Raw genomic sequence first — 26,801 nt, forward strand, 5'->3', positions numbered from 1 at the left:
CTCACGGCGCCCAACGGACGTCGGTCAGGTCGTTGGACGGAATGGGCTCGTCGGCCCAGAGACCGGTGAGGCGCTTGTCCCAGAGGCCGAGCTTGGGCATCACGAAGAGGTATAGGGCCGGCACGTCCTCGGCCAGAATCTCCTGCGCGCGTCCGTAGTGTGCCAGACGCGCCGCCTCGTCGGTGGCGCGTTCGGCTTCCCGGTTCTCGCGGTCGAAGGCCTCGCTGTGATACCCGAAGTAGTAGTCGGGCCGCGCATAGATGCCGATGTCCATCGGTTCGGCATGGGCGACGATGGTCATGTCGAAGTCGTGGCCGTTGAGCACCTGGTCGACCCACACCGCCGGAAATTCCGTCGGCACGATGTCCAGCGTCACGCCGACCTCGGCCAGCAGAGCCTGCAGGATTTCGGACGAGCGCGTGGCGTAGGTCATCTGCGGCGTGCGGATCGTGGCTCGGAAGCCGTCGGGAAAGCCCGCCTCGGTGAGCAGCGCCTTGGCCGCCTCCGGATCGTAGGGCGCGACGCCGGTCAGGTCGCGATAGCCGGGGTCGTTCGGCGTGTAGTGGCTGCCGATCGGGTGGCCGTATCCGCTCATCGCCGCCTCCACGAGGCCGGCCCGGTCCACCGCCATCATCAGGGCGCGGCGCACCCGCGGATCGTCGAAGGGCTTGCGGCGCGCGTTCATGCCGGCGACCACCTTCAGCTCGGTGTTGCCGACCACGCTGGCAAGGCGCGGGTCGGCCTCGAAACTCCGGTAGAGTTCGGGCGCGCCGAACTCGGGAATGGCGTCGACGTCGCCCGCGCGGATCGCCGCCGCCTGCGCCTGTGCGTCCGCGATGAAGCGGAACTCGGCCTGCCGGAGGGCCGGGCGGTGGGCCTCGTCCCAGTAGCTGTCCGCCCGCTCCAGGCGGACGCGGTCGCCCGGACGCCACTCGGCGAAGCGGAAGGGACCGGTTCCGATCGGCTGCGAGCGGTTGGTGTCGGCCGAGCCGGGCTCCACCATCACGGCGGCCGGCCAGGCGAGCCGGTAGAGAAGGTTGCCCGACGGTTCCTTGAGATGGAGGACCAGCGTCGCGGCGTCCGGCGTCTCGATCCGGTCGATGACCTGGAAGAACTGCTTCTGCGGGTTGGTGGAGGTCTCGCCCCGTGCGCGATCGAGCGTGAACAGGGCGCTCGCCGAATCGAACGCGGCGCCGTTGTGGAAGGCGACGTTCGCGCGCAGGCGGAAGGTGATCGTCCTCCCATCCTCCGAAACGGCCCAGCTCTCGGCCAGTTGCGGCAGGACCTTGCCGTCGGCGTCGATGCGCGTCAGCCCCTCGAACACGTTCTGCCAGACCACCTGGCCGATCGCGGCCGGCGCGGCGATCGTCGGATCGAGCCCGGCGGGCTCGATGGACATGGCGAGCGTGATGGTGTCGCGCGGCTCCGCAGTGGCCTGGGCGGCCAACGCCAGAAGCGTCAGCGCGGCGGCGGCGGCCGTTCGCAGGAGGCGGGACGAAAGCATCGGCATGCCTGTGGATCTCCCTTCGCGAAGCCGCGCGCCTCGGTGCTGTTTCGGGGCGGCCATAGGCACCATAGGCGATTGCGAAAGTCGAGAGTGCGCTGCGAAGAAAGGCAGGCGATGCCCCTCCCGTCAAACTTGACGAGGGCGATCCACAAATCGTAGGCCGGGCCATCGAAAAGGAGCGGCGATGGACCAGATCGAACCAAGCGCGCAGCCGACCGACGCCGGAGACGCAACGCCCCGGCTGTGCTCCCGCCTGTCCGTTCCGGTGGCCGACCGCGAGGGGTTCCTGCGCCATTTCCTGGAACATCTCGACGAGGATGTCGAGCCGGCCGTCGGTCCCGACAGCGAGACGCGGCTGGTGATCTACGACTGCGACACGCGCCTCAGCTTCTCCGGGGAGACGCTGCGGGTGGTCGTCGAGGGCACGGAAGCCGGGCGGCACGGCGTCGCCAAAGGCGTCGTGGCCTACTACGTCCAGCATATCCTGGGCGAGGCATGCCCGCCGCTGGTCTGGGCGGGCGACGGTGCCGACACGCGCGAGCTGGCCCATTTTCGCGAGATGCGGGTGGTCTCGTCGCAGCAGCTCAGCCCCCATATGCGCCGCGTGCGGCTGGCGGGGCGGGATCTTGCGCGGTTCGCCACCGGCGGCCTCCACGTGCGCCTCCTGTTTCCGCCGAAGGGGCGGGCGCCGGTCTGGCCCCACGCGGGTCCGGCGGCGCTTCCGGTCTGGCCGGAGGGCGAGGACGAACTCGTCACCCGCGTCTACACGATCCGCCGCATCGACGCGCCGGCGGGCCATGTCGATATCGACGTCGTCCTGCACGATCCGCCGGGCGCCGGGTGCCGCTGGTCGCGCGAGGCGCAGCCGGGCGAGCTCGTCGGCATGCTCGGGCCGGGCGGCGGCGACGCCGGCCAGGCGGACGACTATCTCTTCCTCGGAGACGAGACCGCCTTGCCGGCCATCGCGCGTATCCTGGAAGAGATGCCTGCGAACGCGCGGGGACAGGCGTTCATCGAGGTTGGCGGTCCGGCCGAGGAGCAGGCGCTGCGCCACCCGGAGGGGATCGCGCTGCGCTGGCTGCACCGCGACGGCGCGCCGGCCGGCACGACGACGCTTCTGGAGGACGCGGCTCGCACGGCCGTCTCCCCCGGCAGCCCGCCGCCCTTCGTCTGGGCCGGCTGCGAGTTCGAGGCGTTCAAGGCGATCCGGCGCTTCTGCCGCAAGGATCTCGGCCTGCGCAAGACGCAGCACCTCGTGGTGGCCTACTGGCGGCGCGGCGCACGGCAGGACGACGACGCCAGCGCCGACGACGAGGCGTAGGCCGGGCGGCCCACGCCTCGAAGGCGATCAGGCCGTCAGTACGACCTTGACGCTCTGGCTCCGGTCGAGCGCCAGACGGAAGGCGTCCGGCGCCTCGGCGAGGGGCCGGCGTGCCGTGACGATCGACAGGACGTCGACCTTGCCTTCGGAGATCAGGCCGACCGCCTCGGCGAACTCCGCGTCGAAGCGGAACGAGCCGCGCAGGTCGAGCTCCTTCGACATCACCGAGTTGGCCGGGATCGGCAGCGGGCCGGCGGCCAGGTTGCCGACCTGGACCACGATGCCGCCGCGACGCACGTTCTGGATGGCTGAGGACAGACCGGCCGGCGTGCCGGAGACCTCGAACACGACGTCGGGCGGCGTGATCTTGGAGAAGCCGTCCGCATCCTTCGACAGATCGACCACCTCGTCGGCGCCGAGCTTGCTGGCGAAGGCGAGGGGAGCGGCCGCCATGTCGACCACCGTGATCCGCTCCGCGCCCTTCAGCCGGGCGGACAGGAGCGTGAACAGGCCGATCGGCCCCGCACCCACGATCGCCACCGACGCGCCGGTCAGATCGCCGGCCCGCTTCACCGCGTGCAGGCAGACCGCCAGAGGCTCGGCCAGGGCTGCAGCCTCGATCGCCACGTGGTCGGGCACCGGAACGCATTGGCCCGGCGTGGTGTCGAAATAGGACGAGAAGCCGCCCTGCATGTGCGGGTTCTTCGACGCGGAGCCCATGAAGAACACGTTCTCGCACAGGTTGGGCCGGCCTTCGCTGCAGCGGGCGCAATGCCCGCACGGGCGGAACGGATTGACGGCGACGCGGGTGCCGGGCGCGAGGCCGGTGACGTCCGAGCCCACGGCCTCCACCACGCCCGAGATCTCGTGACCGAGCACCAGGGGCTCGCGCACGACGTAGTCGCCCGTCTTGCCGTGGCGGAAGTAGTGCATGTCGGAGCCGCAGATGCCGCCGGCCCCGAAGCGGATGCGAACGAGGCCCGGCGCCAGCGCGCCCAGTTCGCGGTCCACGACCCGAAGGTCCTCTGCGCTGAAGATCGTCGCTGCGCGCGCGGTGTTCATTGGATCAGTCCCATCTGCGTCGGAAGCCAGAGCGTTACTATGGGGAAGAAGGTGATGACCAGCAGTGCTACGAACAGCGGTATCAGCCAGGGAAGGATCGCCATGGTCGTTCGCTCGACCGATAGCTTGGCGACCCGCGACAGGACGAACAGCACCATGCCGAGCGGCGGGTGAAGCAGTCCGATCATCAGGTTCAGGGTCAGGATCAGGCCGAAATGCACCGGGTCGATGCCCAGGCGCAAGGCGATCGGCAGGAGGATCGGCACGACGATCGTGATGGCCGCGATCGTGTCGAGGAAGCAGCCGATCACGAGCAGCAGGATGTTCACGAGGATCAGGAAGACCCAAGGGTTGTCGGTGATCGAGAGGATCAGGTCCGACATCGCCTGCGCCGCCTGGCTGACGGTGAGGAGCCAGGCGAAGACGGAGGCCGCGGTGACGATGAACAGCACCGAGGCCGTGGTCTCGATCGTGTCGAAGCTCGCCTTGGCCAGCGTGCGGAATGTCATGCTGCGATAGCGCACGAGACCGAGGAAGAGCGACCAGATCACGGCGGCGACCGCCGCCTCCGTGGGCGTGAACCAGCCCATGGTCATGCCGCCGATCAGGATCACCGGCGTCATCAGCGCCATCACGGCCGCGAAATCGTAGTACCAGTCGAGCGCCACGAGGGCGGCCAGCGCGATCAGCACCGCAAGGTTCAGCGAGACGCCGAGATGCACCAGCACGTAGACCGAGACCGGGAAGGCGGCGACGATCAGGATCTCGAACGAGGCGGACAGGAGGCGGCGGATCTCGAAAGGCGTGTCTGAGCCCCATCCCCGGCGATAGGCGAACACGGCGACCGTGATCATCATCAGCACCGTCATCACCAGGCCGGGAATGATGCCGGCCATGAACAGCGCGCCGATCGAGACGTTGGCCATCATGCCGTAGATCACGAAGGGCAGGGACGGCGGGAAGATCGGCCCGAGCGTCGCCGAGGCGGCGGTGACGCCGACCGCCGCGTCCACCGGGTAGCCGTGGTCCCGCATCGCCTTGATCTCGATCGTGCCGATGCCGGCGGCGTCCGCCAGCGCGGTGCCGGACATGCCCGAGAAGATCACCGAGCCGATGATGTTCACCTGGGCGAGACCGCCCTTCATCCAGCCGACCAGGGCGACGGCGAAGGAGTAGATGCGCCCGGTCACACCCGCGATATTCATCAGGTTGCCGGCCAGGATGAAGAAGGGCACGGCGAGCAGGGGAAAGCTCTCGACACCGGCCATCATGCGCTGGGCGATGATGATGTCGGGCGCGACGCCGTAGACCGCGAGATAGAGGCCCGAGGCGACGAACATGGAGATGGCGACGGGAAGGCCCACGACCATCAGGACGAGGAAGGCACCGATCAGAAGCAGCACGGGATCACTCCGCCGAACCGTCGAAGGCGCCGGGGCGCTCGAGAACCGAATAGCCGCGGCGCCAGTTGGCCCAGGCCACCTGGATCGAGCGGACGAGCATTAGCACGAATGCGGCGAACACCGAATAGAAGACGATCGAGCGCGGCAGGTCGACCGTGACCATCCGCTCGCGCGAGACGATGTTGACGTAGCGCCACAGGAGGTAGGACGCGTAGGCGAAGAAGCCGATCCGCACCACGTCGACCAGCACGGAAAGCATCCGCGCGACGCCCGGCGGGATGTAGTGGTAGAGCACGTCCACCTGGATGTGGCGCGAGAGGCGCACGCAGGCGACGGCGCCCAGGAACACCACCACGACCAGGCAGTTGATCGCGATCTCCTCGGTCCAGGCCAAGCTGTTGTTGAGGACGTAGCGGGTGAAGAACTGGAGGAAGACGCACAGCGCCATTCCCCAGAAGACGGCGAGCGTCAACCAGTCCTCGACGGCGTAGGGCGACAGGTCCGCCGTCGGCTCCGCGTCCTCGAAGGCGTGGGCGATCTCTTCCGGCGTCGTCTGCGTGTGGTGCTCTTGGGCCATGGCGGTTCCTCGCGAGACCGGGGGCCTCGCCTGACAATCGGCGCGGTAACGGGTGGCAGGGGCTGCCGCGCCCCCTCCGGCGGAGGGGCGCGGCGGCTGGGCGTTACTGGACGGCGCGGATCGCGTCGTAATCGGCCTGGTTGTAGCCGTAGGTCTCCAGCGGGGACTTCTCCTTCACGTTCTTCTCGAAGTCGGCCTTGTCGACCTCGACGACGTTCAGGCCCTTGTCCTTGAAGGTCTGCACGAGCTTCGCCTCGCGCTCCTGCACGATCTTGGTGGCGCGCTCGGCGGCCTCCAGCATCACGTCGGTGAAGATCTGCTTGTCCTCGTCGGAGAGCGAGGCCCAGCGGCTCTGCGAGATCACCGTGTTGAGGTGGTCCACGATGTGGCCGGTCAGGGCGATGGTCTTCTGGACCTCGTCGAACTTCTTGGCCTCGATGGTGGTGAGCGGATTCTCCTGCGCCTCGACCGTACCGTTCTGGAGGGCGAGATAGACCTCGGCGAAGGCGATCGGCGCGGTGTTGGCGCCGCAGGCGCGCGGCATGGCGAGATAGGCCGGCACGTCCGGCACGCGCATCTTCACGCCCTGGAGGTCGGCGCAGGTCTTGATGTCCTTGTTCGCCGTGGTGTGGCGCGTCCCGTAGTAGGTGACCGCCGCGATGTGATGGCCCGATTCCTCTTCGTAGCCCGCCGCCAGTTTCCGGAAGACGTCGCTCTTGGTGTAGGCGAGGAGATGCTCGGGGTTGCGGAAGATGTAGGGGTAGTAGGTCACGCCGATCGGCGCGTATTCGCGCGAGGCGAAGCTCGAGCCGGAGATGATGATGTCGACGGTGCCTAGCGTCAGGCCCTGGTTCAGATCGGCTTCCTTGCCGAGCTGCGAGGCCGGGAAGACGGCGATCTCGTAGCGGCCGTCGGTCCGCTTCTTGATCTCGTCCGCCGCCCAGACGGATTCGGTGTGGAAGGGCTCCGTCACCTCGTAGACGTGGCCCCACGTCAGCTTGGTCTGAGCCGTGGCCGTGCCGGACATCAGCGTCACGGCGGCGAGGGCGCCGAGCGCCCAGGTTGCCTTCATCATGCGTCATTCCTCCCGTTGGACCGGGCGCCGGTCTTGGCCGCGCGCCGCGCTGCAGACTTGGCCGGCGTCCTCCCGCCGACCCTCCCGATACCGGCGTCCTCGCCGAAACTGTGCTGAAAGCGGATCTGCGACTGCTGCAGATGCCGGCGCATCGCTGCCTCGGCGGCTTCCGGATCGCCCGCCGCGATGGCGTCGCGCACCGTGCGGTGCTCGGCATGGGCGACGCGCCACGTCTGTCCGTTCTCGAAATACTGCGACAGCCGCGCGAAGTAGGGCGTCATCCGCTGATCGAAGAGCTCGCCCACGAAGCGCGTGACCACGGCGTTGCCGAGGATGCGCGCAACCGAGACGTGGAACTCGCGGTCCAGCGCGATCGTCTCCGGCGAGGGGTGCCGTCCGGCGTCCATCCGGGCGAGCACGGTGTCCAGCGCCGCCACGTCCTCCGGCGTCGCCTTTCGCGCCGCCTCGCGTGCCAGCGAGCTCTCGATCAGCTCGCGCGCGTGCAGAAGTTCGAAGGGGCCCTCGATCTCGCCGGGCACCGGGGTCTCCGCCGGCGGCGCGGTCACGTAGATGCCGGAGCCGACGCGGATGCGGATGCGCCCTTCCACCTCGAGCGCGATCAGCGCCTCGCGCACGGTCGGGCGCGAGATGGCGAGCCGTTCGGCGAGATCGCGCTCGGTGGGCAGTCGGTCGCCGACGCCGTATTCCCCCGACTCGATCAGGAGGCGGAGCTGGTCGGCGACCTGGCGGTAGAGGCGACGGGGCTCGATGGCTTCGAGGGGCACGATGCAGCAGCCCTCCCCAGCCGTGCTCTGGCCAATTGATCTGACCAATTAGCCAGACAATGTCGCGCCGCCTCGGCTTCGTCAAGCGGCGTCTTGGGGCGCGCCTCGCAGCCCGAGGAACGCGGCCGTATCGGGGTCCACCGGTATGCCCTCCTGCGCCCGCCGTGCCTCCACGTCCCATTCGCGATCGCCCGGCGCCATCACCCGTCCGCCGTCCACGGGCGGAACCGCGCGCAGGGCGTCGAGGTATCGCCGCATCCCGTCGGCGAAGACCGCCGCCCCGGCGAAACGTTCGGGGTCGATCGCCAGGAAGAAGTGACCCATGTTGCGCGGGGTCGACACATCCACGTCGCCGACCATCGGGATGAAGTCCGGGTCAAGCGTCGTGCCGTTCAGGATGCCGGTAAGGAGGGTGGCGACGCCGGCGAGCGCCGCACCCTTGAACCCGTAGCCCTCGCCGCCGAGCGGCAGCAGCATGTCGGCCTCCTTGGGGTCGCGTGTCGCGAGCCCCTGCGGGTCGGCGGCGACGCCCGCCGGCAGCATCTGGCCGAGCGAGCGGTAGAGGAGCACGCGGTTCATCGGGATCGAGGAGGTCGCCATGTCGAGCAGCCACGGCTTGTCGCCCGCCACCGGCGCGGCGAAGGCGAGGGGGTTCGTGCCGTGGAAGGCCCGCGTGCCGTCGAACAGGCCCACCACCGAATCGGTGTTGGTGGTGGCGAAGCCGATCATGCCGGCCTCGGCGATCGCCATTGCATAGGCGCCGGCCGCGCCGAGATGCGACGAGCGGATCGCGCCCACCGCGCCGATCCCGCTCTCGCGCGCCAGTTCCACGGCGAACTCGGCCGCGCGGTAGCTCGTGAGATGGCCGAGCCCGTGGTCGCCGTCCACCGTGCCGGTCGCCGCCGCCGTGCGCCGGGCGGTGACGTCCGGCCGCGGGTTGACGCGCCCGCCCGCCATGACCTTGCAGTAGTGCGGGACGAGGCGCACCCCGTGGCTGTCGACGCCGACGCGCGAGGCGTGCATCAGCGCCCGCGTCGTCGCGTCGACGGATTGCGCCGAGGCGCCGGCGCCCTCCAGCGCGGCCCTGACGCTCGCCTCGAGTTGTGCCGCCTCGACCAGGATCGCGCTCGTCATGTCCGTTTCCTCCCGATGATGCCGTGCCCCCTGCCGTAGCCCGATTGCGGCGTGCCGCGCAAACGCCATCGGACGGTGGGGACGACGGGAGAAGCCGTTTGAGATCGGCGGCGATCGGCGCTATCGCAGGGCGACGGGCTGATGCCTCGGGCCGGCTCGTGGGGAGGACGAATGAGCGAACGGCCCTTGGTGATCGCCGCGCCGCATCCGCGCACGCTGGAGATGATCTTCACGCCCGACGCGCTGGCGCGCTTCCGGGAACGGTACGACATCCTGGAAACGACGGCCGGCGCCTTGGAGGCTCTGCCGCCCGATACCCTTGCGCGCGCCCGCTACCTCGTCGGCCAGCCCGACCTTTCGGACGCGCTCCTCGCCGCGATGACGGGGCTGCGCGCCATCGTGAACGTTGAAGGCAACTTCACCGACAACATGCCCTACGAGCGCTGCTTCGAGCGCGGCATCCACGTTCTGGTCACGAGTTCGGTCTTTGCCGAGCCGGTGGCGGAGATCGGGCTCGGCATGGCCCTTTCGCTGCATCGGCAGATCGCGCAGGCCGACGCCGATTTTCGGCGCGGCGACGAGGTCTGGGGCCTCGACGGCAACGGGTCGGCCCAGCTTCTCTCTAGCTCGCGCGTCGGCATCGTCGGCTTCGGCGACCTCGGGCGCTGCCTCAACCGTCTCCTGGCGGGCTTTCGCGCAAAAGTGCTCGTCCACGACCCGTGGCTTCCCGATTCCATCCTCGCCGACCACGGCGTCGAAGCGGTGTCTCTGGACGCGCTTCTCTCCGGCGCCGACACCGTCTTCGTCACCGCCTCCGTGACGGCGGACAACCAGCACCTGTTCGACGCCGATGCCTTCGCCGCGATGAAGCCAGGTGCGGCCTTCGTCCTTCTCAGCCGCGCCGGCATCGTCGATTTCGACGCCATGCGCGAGGCGGCGGCGAGCGGGCGGATCAAGGTGGCGACCGACGTGTTCCCCGACGAGCCGCCCGCGGCGGACGATCCGGTGCGCTCCACGCCCAACATGCTGCTTTCGGCGCATCGCGCCGGCGCGCTTACGGTCGCCTTCCAGCGCATGGGCGACATCGTTCTCGACGACCTCGCGCTGATGGACCGAGGCCTGCCGCCCGCGCGAGCCCGGCGCGCCGAGCGCGAGACCGTCCGGCGCATGCGCTCCAAACCCGTTTCCAAGAGCTGAGGGCTGCCCCATGCTGAAGACCGTTCCGCCGATCGTCACCGCCGAACTCCTCACCATCCTGGCGGAGATGGGCCACGGCGATGACCTGGTGCTGGTGGACCGCAACTATCCGGCCGAATCCACCGCGGCCGAGACGGTGACCGGCACCTGCGTCCAGCTTTCTGGCGTAGGCACGACCGAGGCGGCGCGTGCCATCCTCTCGCTGCTCCCGCTCGACACGTACGTGGACGCGCCGGTGCGCCTGATGGCCGTCGTCGGTGACCCGGACGCCACGCCCGACGTTCACCGCGAAATGCAGGCGGTGGTGGACGAAGCCGAGGGGCGGGCGGTGACCATCGATCGCGTCGAACGGTTCGCCTTCTACGAGGCCGCCAAGCAGGCCTATGCCGTGGTTCGCACCAGCGAGGCGCGGCCTCACGGCTGCTTCATCTTCAAGAAGGGCGTGATCTTCGACTGAGGATGCGAAGGGGAAATTTGACGACCGGTGTCATGTTTCCTACAGCACGATCACGGGGCGCATCGGGCCCCCGACATCGAGCCCGAAGCGAGCGGTGCAGCGCCTGTCGCCGCGCCGCCGCCCGGTCCATGAGGCAGACATGCTCGCGCGATTCTTCTCCTACTACGCCCCCTGGCGCGGGCTCTTCGTGCTCGACTTTTCCTGCGCCGTGCTGGCGGGCCTGCTGGAGCTCGGCTTCCCGATCGCGGTGAAGGTTTTCGTAGACGACCTCCTGCCGAGCGGGAACTGGGGCCTGATCGTCCTGGCGTCGGCGGGGCTTCTGGCCATCTACGTTCTGAACACGGGCCTGATGGCCGTGGTCACCTACTGGGGCCACATGCTCGGCATCAACATCGAGACCGAGATGCGCCGCAAGGCGTTCGAGCATCTCCAGACCCTTTCCTTCGGCTTCTTCGACAACCAGAAGACGGGCCATCTCGTGGGTCGGCTGACCAAGGATCTCGAGGAAATCGGCGAGGTCGCCCACCATGGGCCGGAGGATCTCTTCATCGCGGTGATGACGTTCCTCGGGGCCTTCCTGCTGATGCTCACCGTCCATGTGGAACTCGCGCTGATCACCGCCGTGGTCGTGCCGGTCGGCTCCTGGGTGACGACGCGCTACGGCAGCCGCATGACCGCGACCTGGCAGGCGATCTACGGCTCGATCGGCGACTTCAACGCCCGCATCGAGGAGAACGTCGGCGGCATCCGCGTGGTGAAGAGCTTCGCCAACGAGGAGCACGAGCGCGCGCTCTTCGCCCGCAACAACGTCGGCTATCGCGCCCGCAAGCTCGACGCCTACCGCATCATGGCCGTCAGCCAGTCGCTGAACTACCTGACCATGCGCTTGACGCAGGTCATCGTGATGCTGGCCGGCACCTGGTACGTGATGGCCGGCGAGCTCACCTATGGCGGCTTCGTCGGCTTCCTGCTCCTGGTCGGCGTGTTCTTCCGCCCGGTGGAGAAGATCGCGGCCGTGCTGGAAACCTATCCCAAGGGCATCGCGGGCTTCCGTCGCTACACCGAGTTCCTCGACACGGCGCCCGAGATCGCCGATGCGGCGGGTGCCGTCGAGCTCGACGGCGCCCGGGGCGCCATCGCGTTCCGCGACGTGCGCTTCGCCTACAAGGACTCGCGTCCGGTCCTCAAGGGAATCGATCTCGACATCCGTCCGGGCGAGACCGTGGCCTTCGTCGGGCCCTCGGGGGCCGGCAAGACCACGATCTGCTCGCTCGTGCCGCGCTTCTACGATGTCGACGGCGGCGCGATCCTGATCGATGCGCGCGACATCCGCACGCTGACGCTCGCTTCGCTGCGTCGCCACATCGGCATCGTGCAGCAGGACGTGTTCCTGTTCGGCGGCACCGTCCGCGAGAACGTCGCCTATGGCCGGCTCGACGCCACGGAGGCGGAGATCGTGGAGGCCGTGGAGCGCGCGCATCTCACCGAAACCGTGGCCGCGCTGCCCGAGGGGCTCGATACGGTGGTGGGCGAGCGTGGCGTAAAACTCTCGGGCGGGCAGAAGCAGCGCCTGTCGATCGCCCGTATGTTCCTGAAGAACCCCGAGATCTTGATCCTCGATGAGGCCACCTCGGCGCTGGACACGGAGACGGAGCGCGCGATCCAGGCCTCGCTCGCCGAACTCGCCAAGGGGCGCACCACGCTGGTGATCGCCCATCGCCTGTCCACGATCCGCCACGCGGACCGGATCGCCGTGGTGGTGGACGGGCGCATCGCCGAGATCGGGTCGCATGCCGAACTGATGGCGACGAGCGGCGCGTACCGCCGGCTCACGGAGGCGCAGGAGCGCCTGCATCACGGCGGCGAGGCCGGAGAGCGGCCGGCGGCGGAATAGCGCCGCCGGTCCGGGGCGTTCAGGCGGCGGGCATCGCCCGCCAGCCCCAGCGTTCCGCGAGCGCCAGGCAGTTGGCCGCGGTCTCGACGCTGCCCGTGGTGCCGACGCTGCGCAGCGAGGCGGCTGCGCTCGCATGCGCGAGCTTGAGGCAGTCGTCCACCGGCCGGCCCTCGTGGTGGCCGTAGAGGAAGCCCGCGGCGAAGGCGTCGCCCGCCCCGTTGGCGCCGCGCACCTCGGACTGCGGGACGTTCACCGACGGGTGCCGATGAAGCGCGCCGTCGCGCGCGAAGGCGATGGCCGCGCGCGGGAAGTGGATCGCCAGGACCTTGATCGCGCTGGCCTCCATGATCTGCTGCCCGGCCGCCTCGCAGGCGGCCATGTCGGTCTCGCCGTCGCGGGTCGTGCGCATGCCCGTGATGGCGCCGATCTCGTAGTCGTTGATCACCAGCGTATCGAGATGCGGCAGGCAGGGCTCCGTCAGCTCGCGCAGACGTTCGGGAGCGATCTGGAGAAGCTCGAAGTTCGTCTCAAGCCCCGCCGCGCGCGCCGCCTTCAAGGTGGCGACCCAGCCGTTCACCTCGCCCTGCCAGGCGTTGTCCATGATGTCGTGAATGCCCGGAAGACCGAGGTGGAAGATGCGCGCCGCGGTGCTCGCAAAATCGAAATGCTCGGGCGAGAGCAGGGCGCTGGTGCCCTGATGGAAGATGTGCGTGCGCTTGCCGGTGTCGCGCGCGCTGTAGGCGTCGGTGTAGTTGGTGCGCCCGCCTGCGATCACGCGCATGCCGCCGCGCTCGATGCCGTTGTCGTCGGCGTAGCGCAGGAGCACGCGGCCGTCCTCGTCGTCGCCGACGCAGCCGATGGTCGCCACCGGCATGGTCGGGTCCAGGCGGCGGATGTCGATGCCGAAGTTGCAGGCCGAGCCGCCGCCCTCGACGGTCTCCTCCAGGATCCGCGTCACCGTTTCCTCGACCGGCCAGCGGTCGAGGAGCTTGTTGTGGTCGGCGCACCAGGTGCCGCCGGTCAGAAAACCGCGCCGCTGAACCGCCGGCATGGCGTCAGGCTCCGAGCTTCAGCGACGGATCGGTGATCTCCAGGTCTTCGGCGAGCGGCTTCTTGGCTCGGATGCCGTTCTTCTGCAGATGGTCGTGATAGGCCTTGGTCGCCTCCTCGGAGGAGATCCCGTCTTCGATCACCGAGCGCATGGCGCGCACGATGGCGCGCGAATCCTCGGCGAAGAAGATCTTGCGGCCGAACAGGGCGACCCGCGCGCCGTATTTCTCGGCCTGCTTCACCATTTCCAGCGTGTCGCGGTTGGTAGACGAGGCGCCCCCGAGAATGCCGACGATGAGGTTGCCGGGATCGAACGAGGCGAGGTCCTCCGTCGCCTTCGGTCCATTGTAGACGACCTTGAGGAACTCCGGCCGGTCGTGGCGCGACACGCCGGCGAGCACCTTGGCAATGGCGTCGTTGTTGTAGGTGAAGAAGTCCGATCCCGGTGCCTTCACTTCGAACTGCGGGTTGAACACCTCGAGGAAGTGCCGCATGCCGGCCGCCGAGGCCTCGTCGCGGAACTTCGCGTAGGCTTCGATGGTGCGCAGGTCCTGGTCGAGATCGTTGAAGAAGGTGATCGCGTAGAGGCCGAGGTCGGCCACCGCCTTGACCCGGTCGAGGCGCGCGGTGCGGAAGGGCACGGTGGGCAGGTGCTTGTAGTTCGCGCCGCGCCAGTGCCAGATGTCGCTGCCGTCGTTGAGACGCACGGCGGCCGTCACGTCGGTATCGCCGTAGACGCCGCGCGCTTGCAGATGCTCCGCCGACGACAGGGACGTCAGCATGACGTCCACGAGCCCGGACCGGACCATGTCCTCCATCGCGTCGCGATAGACCTTCAGGGGGCGCGTGCGCCCCGTCGGCTTGCCGTCGGCATCGAGCTCGGGACCGGCCGTGCCGACGCCGAGGGCCATGTCGCCGTCCTTGGCGTCGGCGATGATGAAGTCCTTGGGCGTGTACTCGCCGCGCCGGATGCGGGCGAGCTTGAGATCCATGGTCTTGGCGGTGGTCATGGGTATGCGCTCCGAAACAAGGCGAAGGACGAAAGGTGAAAGGTCAGGACGAGACCTTGCGGATCCACTGGTCGAGGCCGACCGCCACGATGATCAGGATGCCCACGGCGAATTCCTGCCACAGAGCGTCGAGGCCGGAGAGGGCGAGACCGTTGCGGAACACGCCGACGATCAGCGCGCCGATCAGCGTTCCCACGATCGAGCCGCGACCGCCGAAGAGCGAGGTTCCGCCGATCACCACGGCGGTGATCGAGTCGAGGTTCGCCGTGCCCCCCGAGGTCGGGCTGATGGCGCCCACGCGGCCGATCAGCACCCAGGCGCCGAGCGCGCAGATGACGCCGGACAGCGAATAGACCGCCAAGAGGACGCGCCGCGTGTCGATGCCCGACAGGCGTGCGGCCTCGGGGTCGTCGCCCGTGGCATAGACGTGGCGGCCGAAGGCGGTGCGGTTGAGGATGTACCAGGCGACCGCCGCGACGATCAGGGTGAACACCGTGCCGAAGGTCAGCCGTGCTCCGCCGCCCTGGATGGCGGTCGCGGTGAGCTGCAGGAACGGCGCCTCGGCGGCGACCTCCTGCGCACGGATCGTCTGCGATCCGCTGTACCAGAGGAATACGGCGCCGAAGATGCTCCAGCTCCCCAGTGTCACGATGAAGGGCGGCAGCTTCACGTAGGTGATGAGCAGGCCGTTGATGAAGCCGCAGGCGAAGCCGACGCCCAGCCCGATGCAGAAGGCGAGCTCCGCCGGAACGCCCATCATCACGGCCAGCCGGCCCATGACCACGGTGGCGAGGATCATGATCGCGCCGACCGACAGGTCGATGCCCGCGGTGAGGATCACCAGCGTCTGCGCGATGCCGATCACGGCGATGATCGTCACCTGTTGCATGATGAGCGACAGGTTGAACGGGTGGAAGAAGCGCGGGCCCACGATCAGGCTGAACACGGCAAGGCCGGCGATCAGCACCACGAAGGGCACCACGGTCGGATACTGATGCAGGAGGTGCTGCAGCCGGCGCATCGGCGAACGGCGCTGCTCGGCGAAATGGGCGACTGCGTCCGCGTTGTTCGCGGCCGGTTCGACGCTGGACATGGTTCCGACCCTTTCCGTGCGGCTGTCGAGGCGACCGACGCGGGAGGGCAGCCCGCGTCGGTCGGTGCGGCGCCACGAGCGGCGCCGACGTCGTCAGGGGAGGGCGATCAGCCCCAGCACTTCTTGAGGGCTTCCTCGGACGTGATGGATTCCACTCCGTCCACCGGCTTGTCGGTCACCAGCGTCACGCCCGTGTCGAAGAAGTCGAGCCCCTGCGTCGCCGCCGGCTTCTCGCCCGTCTTCTTGAAGTTCACGACCGCCTCGACGCCCTTGGACGCCATGAGCAGCGGATACTGCATGGAGGTGGCGCCGATCACGCCGGCCTTGACGTTCTCCACGCCCGGGCAGCCGCCGTCCACCGAGGTCAGCACGACCGAGCTTTCCTTGCCGGCGGCCTTCATCGCCTCGTAGGCGCCCGCCGCGGTGGGCTCGTTGATCGTGTAGAGAACGTTGAGGTCCGGGTCCTTCTGGAGCAGGAGCTCGGCCCCGGTGCGCCCGCCTTCTTCCGAGCCGGCGCCCCACTGGTGGCCGACGATGCGCGGATCGTCCTCGTCGAGATAACGGCTCATGTCCTTCGGATCGATGCCGAAGCCCTTCATGAAGCCCTGGTCGCGCTGCACGTCGACCGTCGGCTGCGTCTCGATGGCGTCGAGGAAGCCGACCTTTGCGGTCTTCGGATCGGACACGGTCTTGGCGGCCCACTGGCCGATCAGCTCGCCTGCCTTGACGTTGTCGGTGGCGAAGGTCTGGTCGGCGGCGTCGGCCGGATCGAGCGGGGTGTCGAGCGCGATCACGAGGATGCCGGCCTGCCGCGCCTGCTCCAGCACGGGGGCGATCGCCTTCGGGTCGCTCGCGGCGATCAGAATGCCGCTCGCGCCGGCCGAGATCAGATTCTCGACCGCCGTCACCTGGCTGTCGTGGTCGCCGTCGTACTTGCCTGCGAAGCTCTGGAACTTGACGCCGAGCTCGGCGGCCTTCTGGCTGGCGCCCTCGCGCATCTTGGCGAAGAACGGGTTGGCCTCGGTCTTCACCACGAGGCCGACCAGGACGTCTTCCTGGGCCCGGGCGGGCGCGGACGCCAGCAGGCACGCGGCGATGGCCGTTCCCGCGACTAAACCGGCGAGGCGGTGGATGGTGCTGCGCGAAGTCATGCTTCCTCCCTTTTGGTTCGCGAGGCGCCGCGCTCGGCGCGCCCGTTCCGTCGCCGTGCGATTCGCTCCCGGCGTTTCCCGAAGGCGCCGGCCGTCAGCCGGTGCCGCGTTTCCTCTGCCGATGGCTGTTCGCCCCCGGCCCGGGCGCCCTTCCGTGCCGGGGCGCCTTCTGTTTCCGGAGTAAAGTCGCGATCGGCGGAAAACACAATCGCCTTGTGGACGACATCAGAGCTTTTTGCGCGTTATTGGAAGGAATGCGGGTTCAATCGATGCGGTCCTCATGCGAACCGATCCAAATCACGGCCGTCCCATCTCGCAAGTGCGCAAAACCGATCGAAAGCCGTCAACTTTCGTGACATCGGTGTTCCCTGAGGGTGCGCGGGCGCCCGACCCGGCGCCGAACATCGGTTTGCCGTGAACTTCGTCGTGGATTGCTGCGCCAAGTCGCGCTAGGGCAGGGCCGCACGCCCCGACCGACAGGTACGAAAGGTTCACCCATGACGCAGCCCAAACGCATCGCCGTCACCGGCGCGGCCGGTCAGATCTGCTACTCCCTCCTGTTCCGCATCGCCAACGGCGACGTCTACGGCAAGGACACCCCGGTCGCGCTCCAGCTCCTCGATCTGCCCCAGGCCCAGAAGGCCGTGAAGGGCGTGGTGATGGAGCTCGAGGATTGCGCCTTCCCGCTCCTGCAGGACGTCGTCATCACCGACGACCCCAAGGCGGCCTTCCGCGACATCGACGCCGGCTTCTTCGTCGGCTCGCGCCCGCGCACGCAGGGCATGGAGCGCCGAGACCTTCTCAACGCCAACGCCGAGATCTTCCGCGTCCAGGGCGAAGCCCTGAACGAGGGGGCCAAGCGCGACGCCAAGGTGATTGTGGTCGGCAACCCAGCCAACACCAACGCCATGATCCTGGCCGCCAACGCCAAGGACTTCCCGACCGAGAACATCACCGCGATGCTCCGTCTCGACCACAACCGCGCGCTCACGCAGTTCGCCCAGAAGGCCGGCGTGTCGGTCGATGCGATCGCGAAGTTCGTGGTCTGGGGCAACCACTCGCCGACCATGTTCGCCGACTGGACCAACGCCACGGCCGACGGCAAGCCGCTGGCCGAGGTGATCGGCGACGAGGCCTGGTACAAGGAGACGCTGATCCCGACCGTCGCCAAGCGCGGCACGGCGATCATCGAGGCGCGCGGCGCTTCGTCGGCGGCCTCGGCGGCCAACGCCGCGATCGATCACATGCGCGACTGGATCAAGGGCTCGGACGGCGACTGGGTCTCCATGGGCGTGTCGTCGGACGGCTCCTACGGCATCCCGGAGGGCCTGATGGCCGGCGTGCCGGTGGTGTGCGAGGGCGGCGCCTACAAGCGCGTCACCGGTCTCGAGATCGGCCCCTTCCAGCGGCAGATGCTGGACCGCACGGTGGCCGAGCTGTCCGAGGAGCGCGAGGCCGTTTCGGCGCTCCTCTGATCGTCCGGCCCATAGGGTCGGCTTCCCATGGCTGCCGCGCCGTCCGGCGCGGCAGCCCTTTCGCGTCCGAAAGGATCAACGGCTCCTTAAGCTTCCGGCGCGAAATTCGCCCGACGTTGCAAGCGGGCCGCAGGATGTCACCGAGCCGAAGCCTCACCCTGATCTTCGCCGTCGCGGCGCTGGGCCTGGCCGGCGGCTGCGCCCGCATGACGCCGCGCATGAGCGCCGAGGAGTGCCTTGCGCGGGCCATGTATTTCGAGTCCAACCGCTCGTCCGAGGCGGGCATGCTGGCGGTCGGCACGGTGGTGATGAACCGGCTGGAGTCGGGCAAGTATCCGAAATCCGTCTGCGGCGTGGTCGGGCAGAAGAACCAGTTCGCCCCCGGCGTGCTCAGCAAGCCCATGGGCAAGGGGCGCGACCTCGCGACCAAGACCGCCAAGCGCGTGCTGCGCGGTGCGCGGCATTCGGACGTGCAGAAGGCCATGTTCTTCCACACGGCCGGCTATTCCTACCCCTATTCCAACATGCACTACGTCACGATCCAGGGCGGCAACTCGTTCTACGAGAAACGCAGGAACGCGACCTCGACCCAGTCCATGGTTGCCGAGCGCATGGAAGCGGAAAAGCAGGGGCGGCTGCCGTTCACACCGCCCGAGCGCGCGCTCGCGGCCGCCGTGGCGGCCCGCGAGCCGGCACCCGCCGTGATGCGGACCCCTGTGCGCGAAAGCCGCATCGCGCGCCGGATGGCCGACCCGGCTCCCGCCGCGTCGGCCGCCCCCAAGACCATGAGCATCGAGGACCTCATCCGCGCGAACGGCGGCTGACCGGCCTCACGCGTCGGGAAAGTCGGCCGAGAGGCTTTCGTCGCGCAAGCCCTCGATCTCGGCGAGCCGCTGCCGGAGCTTGCCGGTCACACCCTCGTAGGCGACCTTGCCGAGGACGAGATGGCGCGGGGCCTCGGGCATCTGCGTCGCGCGGATCATGGCCTCGCCGGCGCGCACCGGATCGCCGGCCTGATGGCCGCTGATGTCGGAGGTCGATTTCAGCCGGGCGCCCGCCGTGTCGGCGTATTCCGCGATCCGGTTCGGCGTCTGGCGCAGCGAGCGGCCGGCCCAGTCGGTGCGGAACGGGCCGGGCGCGACGCAGGTGACCTGCACGCCGAAGGGCGCCACCTCCGCAGCGAGCGAGTCGGAGAAGCCCTCCACCGCGTGCTTCGTGGCGGCGTAGTAGCCCGACCCCGGAAAGCCGATGAAGCCCGCCTGCGAGGTGAGGTTGAGGATGTGGCCCGAGCCCTGGCGGCGCATGATCGGCAGCACGGCGCGCGTCATGGCGAAGAGGCCGAAGACGTTGGCGTCGAACTGCTCGCGGATCTCCGCGTCCTCGCCCTCCTCGATCGAGGACTGGTAGCCGTAGCCCGCGTTGTTGACGAGCACGTCGATGCGGCCGAACCGCTCCTCCGCCGCCTTGATCGCCGCGTCGATCTGCACCCGGTCGGTGACGTCGAGCGAGAGCGCGGCCACCCGGTCGGAGCCGAGATCGACGAGGCTCGACAGGCGCTCGCGGTCGCGCGCCGTCGCCACGACGCGCCAGCCGCGCTCGATCACCAGCTTGGCGAGTTCGTGGCCGAAGCCGGTGGAGCAGCCGGTGATGAACCAGACGGGCGTATCGGTGGAGGACATGGATCGGCTTCCGCTCAAGAAGGAAAGGGTCTGTCGCGAAGCCGGTATCTGGGAGCCGTCGCCGCCGTGACCAGCAGGACGCGGGCGGGGCGAACGATTCGGAAAGCCTACTGAAACGTTTGCCGTGCTACTCGATCCTTCGAGATTGGATTCAGCCGGATTTCAGCCCTTGTCGTCGCACTCCATCGGCCGCCCGTCCTCCGTCCGGCGCCTGCGCACCGTCGCGGCGGTTCTCCTGTCGCTCGCGCTGGCGTCGTGCCAGTCGATGGACCTTTCGCGCAGCGACGTGCGCGCCGGGCTCATCCCGCCCAGCAAGGCTCCCGCGCTGTCCGTGGGCGCCGAGGTCGTGGCGGAGCGAACGCCCGCCGCCATCGTGGTCGACATGGACACGGGGCGCGTGCTCTACGCGGACGACGCCGATGGCCTGCGGCATCCGGCCTCGCTCACCAAGCTGATGACGCTGTATCTCCTGTTCGAGGCGATCGAGGCCCGGCGCATCGGCCTCGACGACGCGATGCCCGTGACGGCCTTCGCCGCCGCGCGCGCGCCTTCCAAGCTCGGTCTGCGGCCCGGGGAGACGATCCGCGTGCGCGAGGCGATGTTCGGCCTGGCGGTGAAGTCGGCCAACGACGTCGCCTCCGTGGTGGCCGAGGCGCTGGGCGGTACGGACGACGCCTTCGCCCTGGCGATGACCCGCAAGGCGCGCCAGCTCGGCATGACGCGCACCAACTTCGCCAACCCGAGCGGGCTGCCGGACGAGGCGCAGATCTCCACGGCGCGCGACATGGCGATCCTCGGCCAGCAGATCCGCAAGCGGTTTCCGCAATACGCCCCGCTGTTCGCCACGGAAGGGTTCGACTACGGGGGCCGGCACTACACCGCCACCAACAAGCTGCTCGGCCGCGTGGCGGGCGTCGACGGCATGAAGACCGGCTTCGTCAACGCTTCCGGCTTCAACCTCGTCGCCAGCGCGCGCCGCAACGGGCGCGGCGTCATCGTCGTGGTGCTCGGCGGCAAGACGGGGCGCGAGCGCGACGCCAGCGTGGAGAAGCTGATCGACGCCTATCTCGGCCCCGCGTCCTGAGGGTCTCCGCTTACAAGCCCTTCTGCATGCCGCCATCGACGAAGTAGGTCGAGCCGACCGAGTAGCTCGCCTTGTCGGAGCACAGGAACACGAAGAAGTTCGCCAGCTCCTCCGGCGTGCCGAACCGCTTGATCGGCGCATGCTCGTCGGCCACGCCCTGGAGATAGCCTTCCCAGTCGCCGCCCGTGTTGGCGGTGAGCTGGCGTGCCGTCTTCTTCCAGTCGGGTGTCAGGATTAGGCCCGGATTGACGCAGTTGACGCGGATGTTGTCGCCGACGAGCTCCGTCGCGAGGCACTTGGAGAACATCATCAGCGCGGACTTGGTGACGTTGTAGATCGGCTCGTACCAGAGCGGCTGCACGGCGCAGATCGAGGCGTTGTGCAGGATCACTCCGCCGCCGCGACGGCGCATCTGCGGCACGACGCCGCGTGCCAGGCGCACTGCCGCCATCACATGCAGATCCCAGTAGGACTGCCACTTGTCGTCGGGCGCGGCCATCACCGTCTCGTTCGAGCCGGTGCCCGCGTTGTTGACCAGGATGTCGGTGCCACCGAACCGATCCTCGGCAGCGCGCACCAGTCCGTCGACGCCCTCGGCCGTCGATACGTCGGCCGCGACGCCGAGGGCCTCGACGCCGTGCGCCTTCGCGATGCGGTCCGCCTCGACCTGGGCGCGCTCGCCGCCTCGCGCCGCCAGGACGACGTTGGCGCCCTCCGCCGCCATCCCTTCGGCCACCGCCAGCCCGATGCCGACCGAGCCGCCGGTGACGATGGCGACCTTGCCCCTGAGACCCATGTCCATGCGCTTCTCCTCCCGGCCCTCCCGGCCGATTCGTGATCAGGATTGTGCGCCGGCGCGAGGGGCGGGCGCCAGCGCCGCCCGCGGTCAGTCGGCGTAGCGCTGCTCCGTCCACGGATCTCCGCGCTCGTGGTACCCGCGCACTTCCCAGTAGCCGGGCTGATCCGCCGTGCGGAACTCGATGGAGCGCAGCCACTTCGCGCTTTTCCACAGATAGAGATGCGGCACCAGGAGCCGCACGGGGCCGCCGTGTTCCTTCGTGAGCGGCCGTCCCTCCCAGGAATGCACCAGCATCGCGTCGAATGCGGTGAAATCGGCGAGGGGCAGGTTGGTGGAATAGCCGTCGTAGGAGCCGAGAACCACGAAGGCGGCGTCGGCGCGCGGGCGCACGACGGCCACGAAGTCGCGCGTGCGCACGCCTGCCCAGCGGTTGTCGTAGCGCGACCACGTGGTCACGCAGTGCATGTCGGTGGTCGCCTCGCTTTGGACCGATCCCTGGAACCGCGCCCAGTCCCATATCTGCGGCTCCTCCACAGCGCCGTTGATCTGGAGGCGCCACCGTTCGGTGGACACATCGGGATGGAGGCCGAGGTCGAGGACCGGCCAGTTCTTCATCAGGTGCTGGCCGGGCGGCAGACGCTCGCTGTCCGGCCGCTCGCGCTCGCCGGTCAGGAAGCGACCGTCGCGAGCCCATTCCTGCTTGGTGCGGGTGAGCTTGGATTCGGGCGGGGTGTCGTCCGGCGCATCGGCCATGGCAGGGCCCTTCGTTGAGGCATTCTGCAGAACATGGTGCGCCCACGCCCGAAGATCACCGACCGGTGCCGGCGATTCCGCCGACGGGACGCCTCGTCCCTCTTGAAACCGCGGCCTGCGGCGGCACCTTGCCCCTCATGATACGGCGCAGGACGATGGACGGGATCACGGGGGGCGGCCGATGGCTGCTGGCGCTCGTGATCTGCGCCTTCGCCTTCTCCGCTCCCGAAGGCCACGCGATGCCGGCGGTACCCCATCCCATCGTGATGGGCACCGGCTGCGCGCACGGCGACGACGCTTCGGCCGCCCGCGCTCCCGAACGACACGCGGCCGGGATGGCGGCCTGCTGCGTCGCCCATTGCCTCCTGGCCGTGCCGCTTTCCCCGCCGGCCATCGCTGTGGTCCCTGAGGCGCGAGGCACGGACGACGTGTCGCCGGACGAGCGCGCGGAAGGCCGCTCGGTCCCGGTGCCGCTTCCGCCCCCGCGCGGCGCCCGTCGCACCTGATTTCTCGTGGCCGATCGCCATCGGACCCGGTGCCTGGAGCGCCGCGATCCCGGTCGTGCCGACACAACCCAATTGGATCCGATCATGACCCATTCCACGAACGACATGCAGGCCTGCATCGACGCCTGCCTCGCCTGCTACCGAACCTGCCTGTCCACGGCGATGCACCATTGCCTGGAGGCGGGCGGTCCGCACACGGAGCCTGCGCATCTCCGCCTGATGGCGGCCTGCGCCGAGATTTGCCGGGCCTCGGCCCACATCATGCTGACCGGAAGCGATGCGCATCGCCATTCCTGTGCGGCCTGCGCGGAGATCTGCGCCGCCTGCTCCCGCGACTGCGAGCGCGTCGGCGGCATGGATGCATGCGTGGCCGCCTGCCGGGACTGCGAGCGCCTCTGCCGCGAGATGGGGGCCGGCCGATGAGGGCGCGCGGCGTTGCCGCCGTCCTCGCCGCGGCGTGGCTCGCCGCGGCGGGCGCCGCCCCGGCGCAGGAGATGGACCACGCGGCCCACGGGCAGGCGGCCGGCGAGGCGGCCAGTCAACGCATGATGGAGGCCATGGACGCGATGAACGCCGCCATGGCCCAGACGCCGATGACTGGGCGTCCAGGCCTCGACTTCGCCCAGATGATGATCCCGCACCACCAGAGCGCGATCGACATGGCGCAGGCCTATCTCGACAGCGGAGAGAACGACCCGGTGCTCGCCCGCATCTCGCGTGACGTGATCGCCTCGCAGCAGGCGGAGATCGCGGAACTGCGGGCCTGGATCGAGGCGAACCGCGACCGCTAGGACGGCGCATGGGGGCGGGCGGGCCGTGTTGCCCCGCCCGCCTCGCCGACGGAGCGCCGCGCCTTATGTTGCCGGCGATGGACCCGATCGATCGCACCGCCAGCCTCTCCCCGTCGCGCTTCGACATCGACCGCGTGCCGGTCCTGCGCAAGATCGAGGTGCGTGGGCTGGTCATCCTCGGCCTCGTGTCGGCGTCGCTGTTCGGCTTCCTGACGATTGCCGGCGAGGTGCGGGAAGGGGATACGCACGCCTTCGACGACGCGATCCTGCGCGCCCTGCGCAGCCCGACCGACCCGGCCGATCCGATCGGCCCGTTCTGGGTCGAGGCGATCATGCGCGACCTCACCGCCCTGGGCGGGTACACCGTGCTCGCCCTGCTGACCGTGCTCGCGGTCACCTACCTCCTGATGAAGGGCAAGCGCGCCTCGGCCCTCCTCATGGGCGTGGCCATGATGGGCGGCGTGATGCTCTCCAACGTCCTGAAGATCGGGTTCGACCGGCAAAGACCCGACGTCGTGGCCCATCTCGTGGACGTGCATAGCCTCAGCTTTCCGAGCGGCCACGCGATGCTTTCGGCCACCGCCTACCTGACGCTGGGCGCGCTCCTCGCGCGGGGCGAGCGTGGCTTCGTGATGCGCAGCTACTTCATGGGCGTCGCGATCGCTCTGACGCTGCTGATCGGGGCGAGCCGGGTCTATCTCGGCGTGCACTACCCGACCGACGTGTTGGCGGGCTGGTGCGCCGGTTCCGCCTGGGCGCTTCTGTGCTGGTGGGTCGCGCGCTGGCTCCAGCGGCGCGGCAGCGTCGAGCCGAGCACCTGATGCGCGCACGGCGCCGCTCCTTCGGAGAGCGGCGCCGTGCGCTTTTGCGGGGCGAGCTTCAGAAATCGAAGTCGTTGATGTCCACCTTGGTGAACACCTTCGGCGCGCCGAGCAGGATCTGGCTCTGGTTGACGATCTGCAGGTCGCCGAGGCGCCCGGCCTTGAAGGTCGTGTCGCCCGGCTTCAGCGTGCCGTCGGCCACCGCGCGCATGGCCATGCCGGCGGCATAGCCGAGGTCCACGGTCGACCACAGGATGGTCGACTTCACGCAGTCGTTGTTGACGTAGGGCTTCATCGCGTTGGGCAGCGCGAGGCCGACCACGGCGACCTTGCCGCACAGGTTGTTCTGCTGCACGGCCTCGGAGGCGGCGGGCGTCGCCACCGAGGTCATGCCGAGGATGCCCTTCAGCTCGTCGCCGTACTTGTTGATGAGCGTCTGCGCCTGGTTGAAGGAGAGGATATTGTCCTCCTGCGCCTCCACCGTCTCGAGGAACTTGAGCTTGGGATGGCACTTCTCGGCGTAGGCCGCCATCTCGGTGATCCAGCGCGCCTGGTTGGGCGTGGTGAAGGTCGAGGTGACGATGGCGAAGGACCCTTCCTCGCCGATCTCGGAGGCGAGCTGGTCGATCATCGACTTGGCGACGCCGTTCGGCTCGGCCTGGTTCACGAACCACTGGCGCGCGTCCGGCTCGGCGTCCGCGTCGTAGCCGACGACGTTGATGCCAGCTTCCAGCGCGCGCTTGAGCACCGGCGCGATGGCCACCGGGTCGTTGGCCGCGAACAGGATGCCGTCGACGCCGGACGTGATGTAGTTGTCGATGAAGGTGATCTGCTCGTCGATGTTCGCCCGGGTCGGCCCGTCGGTGGTGACCGTCATCGAGCCCAGCTCCTTCGCCGCCTCCTGGATGCCGGAGGCGGTGGAGTTGAAGTAGCCGACGCCCACGAGCTTGGGGATGTCCACCACGCGCAGCGGCTTGCCGTTGCGGTCGGGCGCGTCGGTCGGCTCGCCGCCGTTGTAGTCGCCCGGCGGCACGGCCGTGACCGTCGCGTCGCAGGCCAGCGGGCTGGCCGGCTGGTCGTCGCCGCCGGTCCAGGTGCTCTGCGCCAAGGCTGGCGCGGCGAGAAGGCTCGAGCCGATGAGGAATGCCAGTAGGGTACGCATGCCGTTGTCTCCTCCACGATGACGTTTGGCGGTGTCGCAGTCCCGGCCGATGGCGGCCGATGGGGATCAGTCGCCCGAATAGCGGCCGAGGAAGTTCGAGATGAGCACGGCCGCGATCAGCACGGCGCCGATGATGACGATGGTGCCGTCGCCGCGCACGCCCGACAGCGCGAGGCCGTTCTTGAGCACCTGGACGAGGCAGAGGCCGAGCAGCGTGCCCACCACGAGGCCCCGCCCGCCGAAGATCGAGGTGCCGCCGAGCACCACGGCCGTGATGACGTCGAGCTCGATGCCCGAGCCCATGTCGGAGCGCGTGGTGGAGACGCGGCTGACGAAGACCACGGCGGCCAGCGACGACACGAAGCCGGACGCGGAATAGATCCACAGCTTGGTCCGCGCGACGTCGATGCCGGAAAAGGCCGCGCCCTGTTCGTTGTTGCCGATGGCGTAGGTCGCGCGGCCGAAGGCGGTGTAGCGGAGGACGAAGAACCCGGCGAAGGCGACGGCGGCCAGCAGCCAGAGCTGCGTGGGAATGCCCAGGAAGTCACCCTGGCCGAGCACGAAGAACCATTTCGGATAGCCGCGGATCGACTGGGCCTGGCTGATGCCCTCGGCCAGCCCGCGATACAGGGCGAGGGTGGCGAGCGTCGCGATCAAGGGCGGCACGCGAAAGCGCGTGATGATGAGCCCGTTGACGAAGCCCGCCAGCGTCCCCACCGCCATGGACAGGCCGATGGCCGCCGGAAGCGGCAGGCCGAGCGTCTTCCAGAACACGCCGATCAGGATGGCGCAGAGGCCGAGGATCGAGCCGACGGACAGGTCGATGCCGCCGGTGACGATGACGAAGGTCATCGCCACCGCGATCAGCCCGACCTCGGTCATCAGCCGGCCCTGGTTGAGGAGGTTGGCGGCGGTGAAGAAGCGCTCGTTGTCGATCGCGAGCACCGCGAGGGCGAGCGCCAGGATCAGCGCCAGGATGGCTTCGTGGCGAAGGAGGGAGCGGAGGGTCATGGCG

General features: G+C 69.0%; 27 protein-coding genes. 11 read left to right on the forward strand and 16 right to left on the reverse strand.

Translation table 11 applies throughout. From position 1 onward, the window contains the following. Position 1: 1 nt before the first annotated feature. Positions 2-1,504, reverse strand: a complete 1,503-nt coding sequence (locus D3218_RS00525) for an ABC transporter substrate-binding protein (protein WP_119538443.1) — start codon at positions 1,502-1,504, stop codon at positions 2-4. 187 nt (positions 1,505-1,691) lie between these two features. Between D3218_RS00525 and D3218_RS00530 the strand changes: the two genes are divergently transcribed. After that, a complete protein-coding gene (locus D3218_RS00530) occupies positions 1,692-2,828 on the forward strand; it encodes a siderophore-interacting protein (protein WP_119537951.1) in 1,137 nt (378 codons plus the stop codon). A gap of 27 nt (positions 2,829-2,855) precedes the next feature. Here D3218_RS00530 and D3218_RS00535 read toward each other — a convergent pair whose 3' ends face one another. From D3218_RS00535 to D3218_RS00560, 6 genes are all read right to left on the reverse strand, one after another. Next, a complete protein-coding gene (locus D3218_RS00535) occupies positions 2,856-3,890 on the reverse strand; it encodes an L-idonate 5-dehydrogenase (RefSeq protein WP_119537952.1) in 1,035 nt (344 codons plus the stop codon). Beyond that, positions 3,887-5,293: a TRAP transporter large permease gene (locus D3218_RS00540; RefSeq protein WP_119537953.1), complete on the reverse strand. Its 1,407-nt coding sequence runs from the start codon at positions 5,291-5,293 to the stop codon at positions 3,887-3,889. Before D3218_RS00540 ends, D3218_RS00535 begins: the two co-directional genes overlap by 4 nt. A 4-nt stretch (positions 5,294-5,297) precedes the next feature. Continuing rightward, a complete protein-coding gene (locus D3218_RS00545; RefSeq protein WP_119537954.1) occupies positions 5,298-5,870 on the reverse strand; it encodes a TRAP transporter small permease in 573 nt (190 codons plus the stop codon). Between the two features lie 103 nt (positions 5,871-5,973). Beyond that, a complete protein-coding gene (locus D3218_RS00550; RefSeq protein ID WP_119537955.1) occupies positions 5,974-6,945 on the reverse strand; it encodes a sialic acid TRAP transporter substrate-binding protein SiaP in 972 nt (323 codons plus the stop codon). Beyond that, a complete protein-coding gene (locus D3218_RS00555; RefSeq protein WP_119537956.1) occupies positions 6,942-7,730 on the reverse strand; it encodes a FadR/GntR family transcriptional regulator in 789 nt (262 codons plus the stop codon). The genes D3218_RS00550 and D3218_RS00555 overlap by 4 nt, the downstream gene beginning before the upstream one ends. An 81-nt stretch (positions 7,731-7,811) precedes the next feature. Next, positions 7,812-8,864 (reverse strand): Ldh family oxidoreductase, encoded by a 1,053-nt coding sequence (locus D3218_RS00560; protein WP_119537957.1) that lies wholly within the window; start codon positions 8,862-8,864, stop codon positions 7,812-7,814. A gap of 171 nt (positions 8,865-9,035) precedes the next feature. Here D3218_RS00560 and D3218_RS00565 point away from each other — a divergent pair, with 171 nt between their 5' ends. The 3 genes from D3218_RS00565 (at position 9,036) to D3218_RS00575 (ending at position 12,412) form a co-directional block, all read left to right on the forward strand. Then, positions 9,036-10,061, forward strand: a complete 1,026-nt coding sequence (locus tag D3218_RS00565) for a hydroxyacid dehydrogenase (RefSeq protein ID WP_119537958.1) — start codon at positions 9,036-9,038, stop codon at positions 10,059-10,061. A gap of 10 nt (positions 10,062-10,071) precedes the next feature. Continuing rightward, positions 10,072-10,518, forward strand: coding sequence for an RbsD/FucU family protein (locus D3218_RS00570; protein WP_119537959.1), 447 nt, complete (start codon positions 10,072-10,074; stop codon positions 10,516-10,518). Positions 10,519-10,657: 139 nt separating this feature from the next. Further along, complete coding sequence (locus D3218_RS00575; RefSeq protein ID WP_119538444.1) at positions 10,658-12,412, forward strand: ABC transporter ATP-binding protein; 1,755 nt, start codon at positions 10,658-10,660, stop codon at positions 12,410-12,412. A 19-nt stretch (positions 12,413-12,431) separates the two neighbouring features. Here the strand turns inward: D3218_RS00575 and D3218_RS00580 are convergent, their stop codons facing one another. The 4 genes from D3218_RS00580 to D3218_RS00595 all read right to left on the reverse strand — a co-directional run bounded on the left by D3218_RS00580 (position 12,432) and on the right by D3218_RS00595 (position 16,716). Further along, entirely contained in the window at positions 12,432-13,463 is a 1,032-nt protein-coding gene (locus D3218_RS00580; protein WP_119537960.1) for a carbohydrate kinase family protein, read from the reverse strand. A 4-nt stretch (positions 13,464-13,467) separates the two neighbouring features. Beyond that, a complete protein-coding gene (locus tag D3218_RS00585; RefSeq protein ID WP_210209616.1) occupies positions 13,468-14,472 on the reverse strand; it encodes a beta/alpha barrel domain-containing protein in 1,005 nt (334 codons plus the stop codon). A gap of 43 nt (positions 14,473-14,515) precedes the next feature. Beyond that, complete coding sequence (locus D3218_RS00590) at positions 14,516-15,565, reverse strand: ABC transporter permease (protein ID WP_119537961.1); 1,050 nt, start codon at positions 15,563-15,565, stop codon at positions 14,516-14,518. 107 nt (positions 15,566-15,672) lie between these two features. Continuing rightward, the gene (locus D3218_RS00595) at positions 15,673-16,716 is read right to left on the reverse strand and encodes a substrate-binding domain-containing protein (protein ID WP_119537962.1); all 1,044 of its coding nucleotides are present in this window, start codon (positions 16,714-16,716) and stop codon (positions 15,673-15,675) included. A gap of 497 nt (positions 16,717-17,213) precedes the next feature. Between D3218_RS00595 and D3218_RS00600 the strand changes: the two genes are divergently transcribed. Both D3218_RS00600 and D3218_RS20340 read left to right on the forward strand, forming a co-directional pair. Continuing rightward, entirely contained in the window at positions 17,214-18,191 is a 978-nt protein-coding gene (locus D3218_RS00600) for a malate dehydrogenase (protein WP_119537963.1), read from the forward strand. 134 nt (positions 18,192-18,325) lie between these two features. After that, complete coding sequence (locus D3218_RS20340; protein WP_425359274.1) at positions 18,326-19,015, forward strand: cell wall hydrolase; 690 nt, start codon at positions 18,326-18,328, stop codon at positions 19,013-19,015. A gap of 6 nt (positions 19,016-19,021) precedes the next feature. Here the strand turns inward: D3218_RS20340 and D3218_RS00610 are convergent, their stop codons facing one another. Continuing rightward, entirely contained in the window at positions 19,022-19,870 is an 849-nt protein-coding gene (locus D3218_RS00610) for an oxidoreductase (protein ID WP_119537964.1), read from the reverse strand. A 169-nt stretch (positions 19,871-20,039) separates the two neighbouring features. Between D3218_RS00610 and D3218_RS00615 the strand changes: the two genes are divergently transcribed. After that, entirely contained in the window at positions 20,040-20,954 is a 915-nt protein-coding gene (locus D3218_RS00615) for a D-alanyl-D-alanine carboxypeptidase family protein (protein ID WP_245414862.1), read from the forward strand. A 10-nt stretch (positions 20,955-20,964) separates the two neighbouring features. Here D3218_RS00615 and D3218_RS00620 read toward each other — a convergent pair whose 3' ends face one another. Together D3218_RS00620 and D3218_RS00625 are read right to left on the reverse strand one after the other, a co-directional pair. Then, entirely contained in the window at positions 20,965-21,756 is a 792-nt protein-coding gene (locus D3218_RS00620) for an SDR family NAD(P)-dependent oxidoreductase (RefSeq protein ID WP_119537965.1), read from the reverse strand. Positions 21,757-21,840: 84 nt separating this feature from the next. Next, positions 21,841-22,506 carry a sulfite oxidase-like oxidoreductase gene (locus D3218_RS00625; protein WP_119537966.1) on the reverse strand — a complete coding sequence of 222 codons (666 nt, stop codon included), beginning with the start codon at positions 22,504-22,506 and terminating at the stop codon, positions 21,841-21,843. Between the two features lie 155 nt (positions 22,507-22,661). Between D3218_RS00625 and D3218_RS00630 the strand changes: the two genes are divergently transcribed. The 4 genes from D3218_RS00630 to D3218_RS00645 all read left to right on the forward strand — a co-directional run bounded on the left by D3218_RS00630 (position 22,662) and on the right by D3218_RS00645 (position 24,624). Further along, a complete protein-coding gene (locus D3218_RS00630) occupies positions 22,662-23,012 on the forward strand; it encodes a hypothetical protein (RefSeq protein WP_119537967.1) in 351 nt (116 codons plus the stop codon). Positions 23,013-23,096: 84 nt separating this feature from the next. Then, positions 23,097-23,435, forward strand: a complete 339-nt coding sequence (locus tag D3218_RS00635) for a four-helix bundle copper-binding protein (RefSeq protein ID WP_119538448.1) — start codon at positions 23,097-23,099, stop codon at positions 23,433-23,435. Beyond that, positions 23,432-23,803, forward strand: a complete 372-nt coding sequence (locus D3218_RS00640) for a DUF305 domain-containing protein (RefSeq protein WP_168990372.1) — start codon at positions 23,432-23,434, stop codon at positions 23,801-23,803. Before D3218_RS00635 ends, D3218_RS00640 begins: the two co-directional genes overlap by 4 nt. 77 nt (positions 23,804-23,880) lie before the next feature. Further along, on the forward strand, positions 23,881-24,624 hold the full coding sequence (locus D3218_RS00645) for a phosphatase PAP2 family protein (RefSeq protein ID WP_119538449.1): 744 nt from the start codon (positions 23,881-23,883) through the stop codon (positions 24,622-24,624). Positions 24,625-24,682: 58 nt separating this feature from the next. Here the strand turns inward: D3218_RS00645 and D3218_RS00650 are convergent, their stop codons facing one another. Further along, positions 24,683-25,786 carry an autoinducer 2 ABC transporter substrate-binding protein gene (locus D3218_RS00650; protein WP_119537969.1) on the reverse strand — a complete coding sequence of 368 codons (1,104 nt, stop codon included), beginning with the start codon at positions 25,784-25,786 and terminating at the stop codon, positions 24,683-24,685. Positions 25,787-25,852: 66 nt separating this feature from the next. Then, entirely contained in the window at positions 25,853-26,797 is a 945-nt protein-coding gene (locus tag D3218_RS00655; protein ID WP_119537970.1) for an ABC transporter permease, read from the reverse strand. Positions 26,798-26,801: the final 4 nt, after the last annotated feature.

The sequence above is a fragment of the Aureimonas flava genome, assembly GCF_003583935.1.
GTDB classification, from domain to species: Bacteria; Pseudomonadota; Alphaproteobacteria; order Rhizobiales; family Rhizobiaceae; genus Aureimonas; species Aureimonas flava.

Excerpts from the sequence above, each read along its gene's own strand:
- D3218_RS00525 (WP_119538443.1), bottom strand. The coding sequence starts at position 1,504 with ATGCTTTCGTCCCGCCTCCTGCGAACGGCCGCCGCCGCCGCGCTGACG.
- D3218_RS00530 (WP_119537951.1), top strand. The coding sequence starts at position 1,692 with ATGGACCAGATCGAACCAAGCGCGCAGCCGACCGACGCCGGAGACGCA.
- D3218_RS00535 (WP_119537952.1), bottom strand. The coding sequence starts at position 3,890 with ATGAACACCGCGCGCGCAGCGACGATCTTCAGCGCAGAGGACCTTCGG.
- D3218_RS00545 (WP_119537954.1), bottom strand. The coding sequence starts at position 5,870 with ATGGCCCAAGAGCACCACACGCAGACGACGCCGGAAGAGATCGCCCAC.
- D3218_RS00550 (WP_119537955.1), bottom strand. The coding sequence starts at position 6,945 with ATGATGAAGGCAACCTGGGCGCTCGGCGCCCTCGCCGCCGTGACGCTG.
- D3218_RS00560 (WP_119537957.1), bottom strand. The coding sequence starts at position 8,864 with ATGACGAGCGCGATCCTGGTCGAGGCGGCACAACTCGAGGCGAGCGTC.
- D3218_RS00565 (WP_119537958.1), top strand. The coding sequence starts at position 9,036 with ATGAGCGAACGGCCCTTGGTGATCGCCGCGCCGCATCCGCGCACGCTG.
- D3218_RS00570 (WP_119537959.1), top strand. The coding sequence starts at position 10,072 with ATGCTGAAGACCGTTCCGCCGATCGTCACCGCCGAACTCCTCACCATC.
- D3218_RS00575 (WP_119538444.1), top strand. The coding sequence starts at position 10,658 with ATGCTCGCGCGATTCTTCTCCTACTACGCCCCCTGGCGCGGGCTCTTC.
- D3218_RS00580 (WP_119537960.1), bottom strand. The coding sequence starts at position 13,463 with ATGCCGGCGGTTCAGCGGCGCGGTTTTCTGACCGGCGGCACCTGGTGC.
- D3218_RS00585 (WP_210209616.1), bottom strand. The coding sequence starts at position 14,472 with ATGACCACCGCCAAGACCATGGATCTCAAGCTCGCCCGCATCCGGCGC.
- D3218_RS00590 (WP_119537961.1), bottom strand. The coding sequence starts at position 15,565 with ATGTCCAGCGTCGAACCGGCCGCGAACAACGCGGACGCAGTCGCCCAT.
- D3218_RS00595 (WP_119537962.1), bottom strand. The coding sequence starts at position 16,716 with ATGACTTCGCGCAGCACCATCCACCGCCTCGCCGGTTTAGTCGCGGGA.
- D3218_RS00600 (WP_119537963.1), top strand. The coding sequence starts at position 17,214 with ATGACGCAGCCCAAACGCATCGCCGTCACCGGCGCGGCCGGTCAGATC.
- D3218_RS20340 (WP_425359274.1), top strand. The coding sequence starts at position 18,326 with ATGTCACCGAGCCGAAGCCTCACCCTGATCTTCGCCGTCGCGGCGCTG.
- D3218_RS00610 (WP_119537964.1), bottom strand. The coding sequence starts at position 19,870 with ATGTCCTCCACCGATACGCCCGTCTGGTTCATCACCGGCTGCTCCACC.
- D3218_RS00620 (WP_119537965.1), bottom strand. The coding sequence starts at position 21,756 with ATGGACATGGGTCTCAGGGGCAAGGTCGCCATCGTCACCGGCGGCTCG.
- D3218_RS00625 (WP_119537966.1), bottom strand. The coding sequence starts at position 22,506 with ATGGCCGATGCGCCGGACGACACCCCGCCCGAATCCAAGCTCACCCGC.
- D3218_RS00630 (WP_119537967.1), top strand. The coding sequence starts at position 22,662 with ATGGACGGGATCACGGGGGGCGGCCGATGGCTGCTGGCGCTCGTGATC.
- D3218_RS00635 (WP_119538448.1), top strand. The coding sequence starts at position 23,097 with ATGACCCATTCCACGAACGACATGCAGGCCTGCATCGACGCCTGCCTC.
- D3218_RS00640 (WP_168990372.1), top strand. The coding sequence starts at position 23,432 with ATGAGGGCGCGCGGCGTTGCCGCCGTCCTCGCCGCGGCGTGGCTCGCC.
- D3218_RS00645 (WP_119538449.1), top strand. The coding sequence starts at position 23,881 with ATGGACCCGATCGATCGCACCGCCAGCCTCTCCCCGTCGCGCTTCGAC.
- D3218_RS00650 (WP_119537969.1), bottom strand. The coding sequence starts at position 25,786 with ATGCGTACCCTACTGGCATTCCTCATCGGCTCGAGCCTTCTCGCCGCG.
- D3218_RS00655 (WP_119537970.1), bottom strand. The coding sequence starts at position 26,797 with ATGACCCTCCGCTCCCTCCTTCGCCACGAAGCCATCCTGGCGCTGATC.